This window comes from Fictibacillus halophilus (assembly GCF_042680145.1).
GTDB classification, from domain to species: Bacteria; Bacillota; Bacilli; order Bacillales; family Fictibacillaceae; genus Fictibacillus; species Fictibacillus halophilus_A.
The window spans coordinates 186,573-199,010 of sequence record NZ_JBHTNQ010000007.1; the positions used below are offsets into that span (position 1 = coordinate 186,573).

The following is a 12,438-nucleotide window of genomic DNA, read 5'->3' on the forward strand; positions in this document are numbered from 1 at the left end:
AAATTAACACTGATTATTAGATTCTATTTATAAATAAACTCGAAACCTGAGCAGCTTTTTCATATTGTTTTGTATCCATAAATTGTTGATATAATTGTTTCCCAAACTTATCGATCATCGTAAATTGATTGTTTGATAAAAAGAAGGGAAGAGCTGTTCCTTCTAAATAATCATAATACAGGTCATACTGATTCTTGATCTTATATATGAGAAGGTTAAACAAATGCTGGTATAACGGTTCTTTTAATGACTTTGCTGATGAAAGTCCTTCATCCGCATATTTTAACAATCGTTTGGAAGTTATTAATTCTCCATCTATAGCGTTATCAAGAAAATTAAACAAACGATTTAAATAAATGGAAGATTGCTTGTTAGCCATCTTTAATGCTTTTTCATAATACGTATGAGCATTTTGGTAGTCTTTTCTTTTGAAATACTCAAAACCTAAATTATGATAAAGCATAGCCGTGATCGTTACTTCATTTAAGGCTTCACTATCCTCAATTAAATTTTGGTACCGTTCAACTTTATCTTTGAAATCTGAATCTGCTGCACATTCAATTTGCACAAGCATAACTGATTCTGCTTGGATGGCTCTAAAGAAATTATTCGTTTTCTTAAAATATTCCACTGCTTTCTTTGCATAAATGTATGCGTTTGTCTTAGAACTTATCCAATGATAAGCCAATGCTAAGTGATAGTAGAGTTCTTCATTTTGGTAATCATCCATATTGATTGATGTTAAGATTTCGACCGCTATTGTCCGATTCTCATTATGAAAATCATTGTACTTTTGCAAATAATAGATCCCGAGTATATGTTTGTGCAGGTTTTCTTCATAACGAGACATCGTAAATGCCTGTTTTTGAATCTGATTGATTACGTCAATCGCTTTAGCAGACTCTTTGTGCAGTATATAATATCTGGCCAGTATTAACTGGTAAAGGACAGCATGCTTGGATGAACGAATCAGCGGAAACTGATCCAGTTCTTTTTTTGTTTTCTCTACCTCTTTTATTCTTTGCATGATGATTGAGGCATGCCATTGATGCAATTTTTTCTCAATGGTTTGGAAGGATTCTATTTCTTTGTGTATATCAATTTCAAGACGCTTAGAGAATAAGGCTATTATTTCAGCGGAGTATTTCGTCTGTCCCCGCTCGATCTTACTGACATGTGTAGTTGTACAAATGTCCTTTCCTAATTGTTCTTGTGACAGTCCTCTTTTTTTTCGGTAAAATTTTATAATTTCTCCCTCAAGCATACATGTCTCTCCCTATCCCACTGTTATGAACAAAAGTTGATTCAAATTGATATTTCTATTTCTTTGTTCATAATTACTCTTCCTTCTATATCCCTTTACATCCCTTATTTTTAAGCACTAAGGTCTATTAAGCAAAAGTGAAGGAGGTACAAAAGACACGATAAATTACCATAAAAAATCCACGAAAGAAGGCTCTTTCGTGGAAGATAAAAATTATTGTGCTGGGACACCAACCGCATCGTAGGCTGCGATTACTGCCTTTGTTTCTGCTGATGGTGCTCCGTTACGGTCTGGATAAAGATCACGTGCTGACTGGATTGCAGCTGCACGCATTTCTTTAAATCCTGAAGATGGTACAAGGTAGTTAGTTAAAGCACGGTAGAAGATTTTCTCTGTTTTCGCACGTTTGATACCTGTTACCGTTACACCGCGATGCTCGCCACCTTCTGAGATCAGGTACGCTGCTTTGTTGTTGATTGAGCTGTTAATATGAACGCCGCCTTTGTCTAACTCTCCTAAATAACGGTCTTCATAATGATCTGGATAAGCGTTGTCTTTTAAGCCATAAGCTGCAGAAAGCTTTTTGGATTTTGGATTGCTCATTGAACGAAGTCCTCCGTCACCTGGAACATTTGGTGTGAAAATATCTTCACCCATTTCCCATTCAGACGGGCTTGTTAATCCTTGTGAATGCATTTCAGCCAGTGCTCCAAAAATATCAGCGAGGGATTCATTGATTGCACCAGATTCACCTTGGTACGTTAAATTAGCTGTTTTGGAGATTACACCGTGTGTCATCTCATGTCCTGCAACATCCATAGCACCAGCTAGTGAACTGAATAGAATACCGTCACCATCTCCATACAGCATCTGCTTTCCATTCCAAGCCGCATTGTTCCATTTTGAACCGATGTGAACCGTGCTGATAATCGGCATTCCGTTTCCATCTATACTGTTACGTTTATGGATACTTTGATAGTAGTTATTTACTTTGATCGAGTTTGAATGAGCTGAAACCGCTGCAGGGTCTGCAAAGAAACTAGTTCCTGTCTCTACTTCAAAACCGGTAAAACCAAAAAGCCCTGATAAAAGAATGAAAGGCGTCTCACCCATTCGGTTCGCTTTATACGTATGAACGGGTACTATGTTCGGGTTAGTTGTTGTTCCCCCGGCTATTGCTGCTCCATGCAGATAACTCTTACCAGAAACACTGTCCTTTACTGCAATAAAGTTCTGCACTTTACCGAATACATCCAGTCCTCTCCCTGTTATAGGAGTGACTGCTGGTGCATCCGCTTCGTGGACAGCGTTGAACTGATCCACAATCTCTCCAGTTGTTGCATCAATAAAGTAATGGTAAAACCCTGGAGCAGGAACAGAAGTAGAAACTTTCACTAAGTAAGTTAGATAGTTTCTTCCTTCATACGGATAGATCGTAAGTTCCGTTTCTACGCCATCATATTCCTTTACTTCACCAATTTGCGATACCACATGTTCTTTTGCCGTTGTTTCTGCACCCTCTTTTGTAATGGAAGGTTCAGTTGGAATAATAGAACGTGCTAGATTTTGGGATACCTTTCCAAATGACGCATACACATTGTTGTCAGCATCAAGTGCAACAGTTTGTCCGCTTCCATAGATCGGAATACCATTGTATTGCTCAACAGTACGAACGTGATATGTATTCGTCGCACTATCTGCAAATTCACTTACAATCTTAAACTGATCACCAATTGTAGATAATGTTTTTGTCCCAACGCCTGAAACCACTTGTGATTGCAAGTATGCTTTTACAACTTCTGCTTTACTCAAACCCTCAGGTGCTTGAAACAACACGGTTGGCTCATTAGCATACGCTTGGGATCCAGGTAAAGAAAGTCCTCCTAAAGTAACCGATAATGCTAAAACTGCTGGTATTACTACTTTTTGGTTTAACCTTTTTTGTTTTTTCTTCTTCAATTCATTCACCTCTTCTTCATAATGTGCTTCCGGAATAATTCCAATTATTAAGAAGATCACGAACACGGTCAATTGGGTTAATTCTAAGACCATTTTCTGCGCTTTCACCTGCATTCTCCCTATTTTCGACAAGAAATGTCCATGATTTTAGCGCAAATTAACCCAATAACAATTCCGGGCTTATTCTGCAATAATAGGGTCAATCAACAAGATTAGGAGGGACTGAAAATGAGAGGCAAATATTATGATGGCATTCTTCTGTTAGGATTGTGCGCCGTTTCCTTTTACACAGGAGCACAAGTTGCAGGGCAAACGGAAGCCGCTTTCTCCAGTCAGGCTCTACTAAAACCCATTGAAGTTTCAGCTGCAGTTGTTTTTCCAGCTGCGATCAGTGAACTCACAAACTCTGGACAACAAATTTATAAGGAGATGGGCTTAATATACAACACCCTCCCTCAAGTCTCAGACGATGCAACTTTACAAGAACTGAATGAAGCTCTAGCTAAAATCACAGCAAAAGAAAAAGAAATTCACATGTTATTCCGTGATTTTGAGGGTGTCCGTAATGAACTGTCAAACTATGAAATTCAAGTTAAAAAGCTAGATCCAAAAACATATCGTTATGTTCATGAAGGATGGAAATTAATAAATGAGGTAAGTAAAGAAATGAAACAGAAGATTGATTTTCAATACATAAAACAAACACGTACTTCTATAGAACAGCGCATAAATAAATTTAAAGAAACTCTTAAAAAGGACAAGGATCTTGTTCCTTCTATTGAAACAGAAGAAAACGTTAATCCTGAAGAAATACAAACACCTGAGGAAAACGCAGTTCAAAACGAAGGAGTGACTGAAAATGAAGAAATTGCTAAAGATAGCAACTAAACTAGTGAGCAGCGCTTTACTCATCATAATATGTTTTCTCGCTTTTATTATTTTATCATCACGTTTTTCCGGAACTGAAACTACCATATTCGGTTACCAGATAAAAGCTGTTTTATCAGGTTCTATGGAACCAGTCTTTCAAACCGGATCCGTCATTACTATTAAACTTGCAGACGATCCTTCTTCCTTTGATAAGGGCGATATTATTACTTTCCATATGGAAGAAAAGCTGGTTACTCACAGGATTACTGAGGTTAAAAATAAAAATGGACAAGTTTCTTATCTTACTAAAGGCGATAACAATGACGGACCCGATATGTGGTCTGTCAAATCCAGTGATGTGATTGGCAAGTATACGGGCTTTACGGTTCCTTATCTAGGTTTTGCATTAAATTTGACTCAGTCGAAAGAAGCTTCTGCCCTTCTTTTATTCATACCAGGACTTCTATTATTTGTAACTGCTCTCATATCCATTGTGAAAGCTGCTAGAAAAATAGATTTAGAAAAAGTATAAGTCACGGTTAGCTCTCTATGTATAAAACCATACATACGAGTTTAATAAAATTTGATCTACATAATACTATTGGAGGTTGAGAAAATGGGCTTTACAAAGACAGTAAGTAAAGGTGTAATGACAGCAGCACTAGGTTTATCACTAATGGGCGGAGGTACATTCGCATATTTCAGTGACACTTTTGAAACAAAAAACACATTCGCTGCAGGTACGCTTGATTTATCCATCAATCCGAATGCTGTGGTCAATATCGACAACATTAAACCAGGAGATGAGGTCTATCGCGAGTTCACGTTCGAAAACAAAGGATCATTAGACATTTACAAAGTTCTATTGGATACAAAGTATACGGTTGAAGATGCTAAAGCAGATAATACAGATGACCTTGCCAATCATATCAAAGTAACCATCATGTATAACACGAGCAGCGCGACGGTTCCTGTGGTTGAAACAACACTAGCTCAACTTAAAGAACAAAAACCTGATTTAACAGCTATTGATGAGTTTGTAGGCAGCACACAGCGACCAGACGGAATTCCTCCTGGTGAGAAAGAAAAAATGTTCGTGTTATTCCAGTTTGTCGATAACGGCGAAGATCAAAACCAATTCCAAGGCGATAAGCTGCAAGTAGATTGGACATTCAACGCAGAACAGGCACCTGGTGTTTACAATGACGATACTGATCCAGATAACAACTAATTTAAAAAGGACTGCTTTTGTGGCAGTCCTTTTCATTGTCTTCTATAATAATTCACCTATACGCTTAAAACATCCGTACCTTTGTTGCTTTTTTGATTTCCTCTATTCTTTACAATCTCTGCGTAACGATAAGCACTGTCTTTCCAAATTCTTTCCTGTGAGTCAAAGTCCACATAGATAATTCCAAATCGTTTATCATAGCCAAAGCTCCATTCGAAATTATCCATTAAGGACCATAAATAGTATCCTTGAATATTCATTCCTTCATCATTTAGGTCAGAAACCGCTTGCAGGTGCTTTTCGATATAATCTACACGTTCCTTATCATGGACTCTTCCATTCTCAACATGGTCATCAAAAGCTGCTCCGTTTTCTGTAATGAAAATCGGCAGATCTGTATATTCTGCTCTTAGTCTTCTGATTAAATCCTTAAATTCTTCAGGCGCAATATCCCAGCCCATGCCTGTTTTGTCATAATCAGAGTATGCACCTCTGTGCAAGAAATCATTTGCTGCTGAAAATTCAACTAGGCCACGGCTATAATAATTGATTCCAAAAAAGTCGCATGGAGTGGAGATTACCTCCATGTCTTCCTGTTCAATAAAGTCATATGAATGAACATATTTTGAGAAAAGGTTCATCATATCTACTGGATATTGCCCCTTGAACACAGGATCTAAAAACCATCTGTTTGAATATCCGTCTGCATTATTAGCAGCAAGCTGGTCATTCACTGAATCTGTTTTTGCATAGATTGGTGATAGGTTTAACGTAATTCCGATAGGCGTTTCGGATTGAAATTCATTTTTTAATAATTGAACCGCTTTTCCGTGTGAAAGAAGCATGTGGTGAACCGCTTTGACCGCTTCATCCATATTTGTATGACCAGGTGCATGAAATCCTTGATGATACCCTAGGAATCCTGCACACCAAGGCTCATTATGTGTGATCCATGAGTCCACTTCAGCATCAAGCTCCTGATAGCAAACTCTCGCTAAATCCAAGAACCATTCAACAGATTCACGGCTCACCCATCCGCCTTCCTTATGTGCCCATAAAGGAAGATCCCAGTGATAAAGAGTGATTGCTGGCTTTATTCCCTCTTCAATCAAACGTGTAGTCAATTTTTTATAAAAAGCGATTCCCTCTGGATTAAGCACACCCTTTTCAGGAAAAATACGCGGCCATGAAACAGAAAAGCGGTAAGTTTCTACCCCAAGCTGCTTTATGTTTTGGATATCCTCTTCAAAACGGTGATAGTGGTCACAAGCAATGCTTCCGTTGTGCTGTTTATATACTTTTCCTGGAACGTCACAAAACGTATCCCAGATAGAAAGAGATCTTCCTTCTTCTAATCTAGCTCCCTCAATCTGATAGGAAGATGTTGCTGTTCCAAAAACAAAGTTATCATTAAATTTCATAGATGTTCTCTCCTCTATTCTTTTATAGAACCTGCTGAAATGCTGTTAACGATATATTTAGATAAAAATAGAAAAGCAATCATGATTGGCACTACCGAGATAGCGATCCCTAGATACATTGATCCAAGATTCTGTGCGACTTGCGAGCCTTTTAAGAATCCCATCAATACCGGCAATGTGAATTTTTCAGGTGAGAATAAAACCACTAAAGGCATGATGTAGTTATTCCATGATCCAATAAAGGTGAAGATGGACATCGTTGCAATCGCTGGCATCATAATAGGAATTGCAATCGTATGGAAGATCTTAAATTCACTTGCGCCATCAATTCTTGCTGCTTCAATCAGACTAGGATGAAGCGTTGTTATAATATATTGGCGGAGAAAGAAAACCACGAACGGACTCGCCGCTGCCGGTACAATTAATGGAATATAGGTATCGAGTATTCCTAGTGTTTTACTTAACTCATAAAATCCTATCAATCCTAGTTGTCCAGGAACCATCATCATCACTAACATAAAAACAAACATCGCATTTTTGCCCTTGAATATATAAAAAGCGAATCCGTAAGCCGTTAAAGCTGAAAAGTATCCCGACAAAAACGTAACGAGAACTGAAATGATTAAACTATTTTTAAAACCTGCCCAAATATTGATATAGCTCATCATCGTTTGATAATTTTCAACCAATGTACTGCCAGGGATTAAAGTAAAACCGGATAAAATCGCTTCATTGGAACGGGTTGCATTTACAAGCATCATTAAAAACGGAATGAAGCAGACGATAGCCATAACACTGAGTACGATGTACAAAATCAGTTTTGGTATACTTCTTTTTGGTTTTGGTTTCGATTCTATTACACTTTTATTTTGAACTGGATTTGAAAAACTTTTATCTACCGCTGTTTTCCCTATCATGCTTTACACCTGCCTTGGTTGTTTACGTTCTTTCCCATACATCCCTTTGAAGATAAAAGCAGAGAATATGAGAGTGATAACAAATAAGCCATAAGCTACAGCAGCAGCGTATCCATAATTGTTATATTTAAAGGCTTGATTGTATAAATAGAGCACCATTGTATTAAGCGAACCGTCAGGTGATCCGATTCCATCTGTTAAAAGCATCGGCAAATCAAACAATTGAAGACCTCCAATTAATGAGGTAATCATGATATAAAGCAGGATAGGCTTTAAAAGCGGGATCGTAATCTTAGAAAAGGTCTGCCAGCGATTTGCACCGTCAATCAATGCAGCTTCGTAATAGTCTTTGGATATCCCCGACACCCCTGCCATCACGACAATAAATGAGTGGCCAAACCACATCCACGTCAAGATCAGCGATACAGAAAGCTGAGCGGTCGTCGGTTCATTCAGCCAGTTGATCGGATCCGAAATGATTCCCAGCTTCAGCAGCATCATGTTTAACGAACCATGCTGCCAATCTAGTAAAATACCGAACAACAGAGCGACCGAACTGATTGTAATTAAATTGGGAAGGTAAAAGATCGATCTAAAAAAAGCAAGTCCTTTTAACTTCATTCTCATATCTGAAAAAATCATCGCTAGAATTAAAGCGAGTCCTATTTGAAGGGCAAAATTCACACCCCAAATTTTCCAAGTATTAAAGAAGGCTTCTACAAAATACGTATCTGTCAGCAGGCGTTTATAATTTGCGAGTCCTACTACTTGCGCTTCACCACTGCCTGAATAATTAGTAAAGCTGTAATAGAACGTTAATAAAACTGGATAAATACTAAACACCAAGAAGATGATCCAAAATGGGGCAATAAAAACATAGCCGTAACGGTTTAGATTTTTCATCTCCCCTCCCCCTTTCAATAATTGTGCAGTGGCAGAGTACTTCCCCCGCCACTTGCACATTAATTTACTTACTTACATACTTACTTACTTCTGCGGCACTTTTAAGTCAGGATAAGCATTTTGCGCTTTTTGATAAAATTCTTTAATTGCTGCATCCTTTGATTTTTTGCCCGTCACATACTGCTGAACCGCATTTCCGTAAAGTGTATCTAGCTGCTGATCGTACTTTGTTACGATTCCTGGAGTGATCTTACTTGATTGATCTAAGAAAAATTGATAGTTATTTTGTCCACCTAAGAATTTATCGCTAAAGTCATCTTTAATGGCATCTGTAACAGGAAGGTAAGAAAGTACGTCCCCTGTTTCTTTGCTCCAAGATGTTAAGAATTCATCATCTTGAGTCATCATTTTCACAAATTTATAAGCTAGCTCTTTATTTTCAGACTTGTTGTAAACACCAAGCCATGTTCCACCCCAGAAATAAGGGCTCGGACCACTTGTTACAGCCCAGTCTCCAACTGATTCTTTTACATTTGTTTTTAATACGCTGTGAAGTCCCCATGTAGGAAGAACATATGAAAATACTTCTGTCTCTTTTTCTTTGCCATTCTCTTTCACCTTGACCGGCTTATCCATAGCCTCAAACCAAGATGGTGACCATTCAGGAGCTAATGCTGTATAGTTCTTTTCTCTAAGCTGTTTTGAATAATCCATGTACGCAATTTTTTCTTCCGTCAGCTGTAGCTCATTCTTCTCATTTACCCATGGCTGCGGGTTATCACCTTGTGCAAACCAGCGGATCGAACCTTCGTCAGGGAACATGCTATAGCCTTTTTCTTTCATTTTTTCGGCTACTTCAAATACTTTATCCATGGAACCCATCATTTCTCCAACTTGAGCTGGATCATCTGTTCCTAATACTTCCTTTGCAATGCTTCGCTTGTAATAAATGCCACCAGGCGTTGTTTGCCAAGATAGCGCACGTACATTACCATCTTTATCTTTTCCTAAGTCGTAAACATATGGCACATACTTATCGGAAATCTCATCTGCGTTATAAGGCTTTTCCGATAAATTTTCCCAGTAGCCAGCATCAATCCATTGTTTCAAAAAGGCAATTTCACCTGTAAAAACGTCAGGTGCTCCAACACCGCTTTCAAGAACTGGCTTTAACTTTGTTGGATAGTCTGCAATTGGAACAATCGTTAACTCTACTGTTACACCATTCTTCTCTTCAAAAGTTTTAATTGGTTTCTTAAGTTCATCTGTAAATGACCAGATTTTTAGATCTGCTTTTTTCTTAGAATCACCTGATGTGTTTTGGTCGCTTGAACAACCTGCAAATAATCCCACTAACAACACTAAAGACAAAAACATACTAATCATCTTTTTCATGTGTTTACCCCTGCCTTTATATAAGATTATATTTACGAAAACGGTTTCGATTTTTTGTGAAAAAAAATTTCGAAACCGCTTTCGAAATTACCGAAAAAAATTTTTTCTTTTTTAATTCTCTTTTTTTGAACAAGATTCACGAATAATAAGTTCAACTGGAATTTTCTTAGAGACGACTAATTTTTTCTTTTGAAGAATCTGGTTCATTAATAGCTGTGCTGCTTGATAACCAATCATATCTGTATCTTGTTTGATCGTAGTTAATTTAGGAGTAATGTATGCGGCCATTTCGATATCATCATATCCAATGATCGAAATATCTTCCGGCACTCTTAACCCCTTCTCCTTAATGGCCTCAATTGCACCGATAGCCATATGATCGCCAGCTACAAACACTGCTGTCGGAACATCATCCAACGACAATAGTTTTTCCATAGCTGCTTTACCTTCGTTTATCGAAAACAATCCGCCATTAATCAGATAGCCTTCATGTATCGGCAGCTTCAGGTCATTCATAGCCTTGTTATATCCCTTGATTCTCTCTGCACCAGCATCTGTTGAGGCATCACCTGCTATATGAGCAATTTTCGTATGTCTAAGTGAATGCAAATAGTTAACTGCCAGCTTTCCGCCTTCAATATTATCCGAATATACAAGACTGCAATTTTGATTGTTCATATCGATTACTACAATTGGAATATTACTATTTATCATCTCTTGTACTTGCGGATCTTGCGGATCAGAACAAATAACTACTATGCCATCAACAGCACGATATGAAAAATGTTCTAAGTAACTGATATCTCTATTACGCAGATGTCGTGAAGCGAAAATCAAGTCATACCCTTCACGTTCAGCATTTTTTCGAAAACTTTCTATTATGGCACTAAAAAAAGGATGCTTCATTCCGACTTCATTGTCTTCAGAAAACATAACACCGATTGTCCAAGACTTTTTCGTTGACAGTGATTGAGCATGTGCATTTGGTAAATAGCCCATGTCTTCCACGGCCTGAAGAATTTTCTGTCTCGTCTTCTCACTAACATCTGAATAATTGTTAAGTGCTTTAGAAACTGTAGTCGTAGAAAAACCCGTTTTCTTTGCTATGTCATAGATGGTAACCATTGTTATCTCCTCTTTATCGAAAGCGCTTTCGTTAATTGGAATTATAACTCACAGAAAATTAAGTTTCAATACAATTTTTTCACTTTTACAAACAAAAAAAAGACAGGATATACTACCTCCCATCTTAAATATAGGTTATTACTCTTGTCTTCAAATATAGAATCACCCTTGTCTTTTAAAAGTTACTGCCTCACACATCACATTGTACATCTTTTCAACACCAACCTCTGATGCCTCAAAGTCGAAAGCATTGTCTTTACTAATCCCCAAACTCTCCGCCTCTTCTGCAGCGTCAATGTTTGCTCCCATGAAAATAAACTCCCAGCTGTATCTTTCTTGCTGACGATTGATAAGTTCTTTTACCTTTTCATAGGTGAATTCACGACTCGCATTCTCCATACCATCTGTTGTGATCACAAAAATGATGTTGCCCGGCCTTTGCTCCTCTGGTGTCTTTGATAATCGGTGGCCAACATCTAAAATGGTTTTACCTACTGCATCCAATAATGCTGTAGTCCCTCTTACGTAATACTCTTTAGATGTTAATTTTACTTTCGCCGCATCTTTTCCGTTCCACAACACTTCATACTGGTCATCAAAAAGAACTGTGGTGAGCAGCGTGTCTCCCTCGAGCTGGCATTGCCTTTCAACAAAAGCATTAAAACCACCGATTGTATCATTTTCTAATCCAGACATTGACCCGCTTCTATCCAGCAAAAAAATAATCTCTGTTAAATTCTTATTCATCTTAATCATCCTCCAAATTTGTTTGTCATGCTATAATAATAGCTGCACTTATCCATAATTTGGTCGCCTGTGAAGCGACATTTTGGAGGCTGATCTTATGCTGGATCAAAAGGTATTAAAAGAGTTAGAAGCTTATATAAATGACCACTTAGTTATTGAATTACATGAATGTATGTACTCCGATATGAAGGAAGAGTGTATTTTAGAAAGCCTTCATATCGAGTTAGATGATTTTATAAAAAATAATCGAAAACCCACTCTTCAGGAAGTTTTGTTTCGTTTTATTGGTCAAAAAGGTGTTAGTGATAGCGAGGTCTATAAGAGTGCTGGTATTGACCGAAAGCATTTTTCAAAAATCCGATCGAAGTCTGATTATCGACCTAAGAAAAGTACTGTGATTGCACTCGCACTTGGACTTAAACTAGATCAGGAGGAATTTGAACAGCTACTCGAATCAGCCGGCTATTCACTTACCGATAGCGAAACCGCTGATTTGGTTATCAAATTCTGTTTAGAAAAGAAGATTTATGATGTCATTCAAGTTAATGAGTATTTGGATTACTTTAGTCAGAAGATATTGGTGTAGGATAGGGTAGTATAACGAAA

Annotated in this window: 12 protein-coding genes; 4 read left to right on the forward strand and 8 right to left on the reverse strand. The window is 37.8% G+C overall.

Translation table 11 applies throughout. The features are described 5' to 3' along the window. Nucleotides 1-16: 16 nt before the first annotated feature. Together ACFQ4X_RS18600 and ACFQ4X_RS18605 are read right to left on the reverse strand one after the other, a co-directional pair. Entirely contained in the window at nt 17-1,264 is a 1,248-nt protein-coding gene (locus ACFQ4X_RS18600; protein ID WP_379837826.1) for a helix-turn-helix domain-containing protein, read from the reverse strand. 213 nt (nt 1,265-1,477) lie between these two features. Next, the gene (locus ACFQ4X_RS18605; protein WP_379837828.1) at nt 1,478-3,331 is read right to left on the reverse strand and encodes a M4 family metallopeptidase; all 1,854 of its coding nucleotides are present in this window, start codon (nt 3,329-3,331) and stop codon (nt 1,478-1,480) included. 120 nt (nt 3,332-3,451) lie between these two features. Here ACFQ4X_RS18605 and ACFQ4X_RS18610 point away from each other — a divergent pair, with 120 nt between their 5' ends. From ACFQ4X_RS18610 to ACFQ4X_RS18620, 3 genes are all read left to right on the forward strand, one after another. Beyond that, nucleotides 3,452-4,111 carry a hypothetical protein gene (locus ACFQ4X_RS18610; RefSeq protein WP_379837830.1) on the forward strand — a complete coding sequence of 220 codons (660 nt, stop codon included), beginning with the start codon at nt 3,452-3,454 and terminating at the stop codon, nt 4,109-4,111. Further along, complete coding sequence (gene sipW / locus ACFQ4X_RS18615; RefSeq protein ID WP_379837832.1) at nt 4,083-4,625, forward strand: signal peptidase I SipW; 543 nt, start codon at nt 4,083-4,085, stop codon at nt 4,623-4,625. Before ACFQ4X_RS18610 ends, sipW begins: the two co-directional genes overlap by 29 nt. A gap of 84 nt (nt 4,626-4,709) precedes the next feature. Next, on the forward strand, nt 4,710-5,324 hold the full coding sequence (locus ACFQ4X_RS18620) for a TasA family protein (RefSeq protein ID WP_379837834.1): 615 nt from the start codon (nt 4,710-4,712) through the stop codon (nt 5,322-5,324). Between the two features lie 56 nt (nt 5,325-5,380). On the opposite strand, the gene ACFQ4X_RS18625 is transcribed toward ACFQ4X_RS18620, so the two are convergent. The 6 genes from ACFQ4X_RS18625 to ACFQ4X_RS18650 all read right to left on the reverse strand — a co-directional run bounded on the left by ACFQ4X_RS18625 (nt 5,381) and on the right by ACFQ4X_RS18650 (nt 11,832). Beyond that, the gene (locus ACFQ4X_RS18625; protein ID WP_379837836.1) at nt 5,381-6,745 is read right to left on the reverse strand and encodes a GH1 family beta-glucosidase; all 1,365 of its coding nucleotides are present in this window, start codon (nt 6,743-6,745) and stop codon (nt 5,381-5,383) included. A gap of 14 nt (nt 6,746-6,759) precedes the next feature. Beyond that, on the reverse strand, nt 6,760-7,536 hold the full coding sequence (locus ACFQ4X_RS18630; protein WP_379837962.1) for a carbohydrate ABC transporter permease: 777 nt from the start codon (nt 7,534-7,536) through the stop codon (nt 6,760-6,762). Between the two features lie 129 nt (nt 7,537-7,665). After that, a complete protein-coding gene (locus ACFQ4X_RS18635; RefSeq protein WP_379837838.1) occupies nt 7,666-8,565 on the reverse strand; it encodes a carbohydrate ABC transporter permease in 900 nt (299 codons plus the stop codon). Nucleotides 8,566-8,649: 84 nt separating this feature from the next. Next, nucleotides 8,650-9,960 carry an ABC transporter substrate-binding protein gene (locus ACFQ4X_RS18640; protein ID WP_379837840.1) on the reverse strand — a complete coding sequence of 437 codons (1,311 nt, stop codon included), beginning with the start codon at nt 9,958-9,960 and terminating at the stop codon, nt 8,650-8,652. A gap of 111 nt (nt 9,961-10,071) precedes the next feature. After that, a complete protein-coding gene (locus ACFQ4X_RS18645) occupies nt 10,072-11,085 on the reverse strand; it encodes a LacI family DNA-binding transcriptional regulator (RefSeq protein WP_379837842.1) in 1,014 nt (337 codons plus the stop codon). A 162-nt stretch (nt 11,086-11,247) separates the two neighbouring features. Next, complete coding sequence (locus ACFQ4X_RS18650; protein WP_379837844.1) at nt 11,248-11,832, reverse strand: vWA domain-containing protein; 585 nt, start codon at nt 11,830-11,832, stop codon at nt 11,248-11,250. Nucleotides 11,833-11,929: 97 nt separating this feature from the next. On the opposite strand from ACFQ4X_RS18650, the gene ACFQ4X_RS18655 reads away from it, so the two are divergent. Further along, entirely contained in the window at nt 11,930-12,418 is a 489-nt protein-coding gene (locus ACFQ4X_RS18655; protein ID WP_379837846.1) for a hypothetical protein, read from the forward strand. The last annotated feature ends 20 nt before the right edge of the window (nt 12,419-12,438 follow it).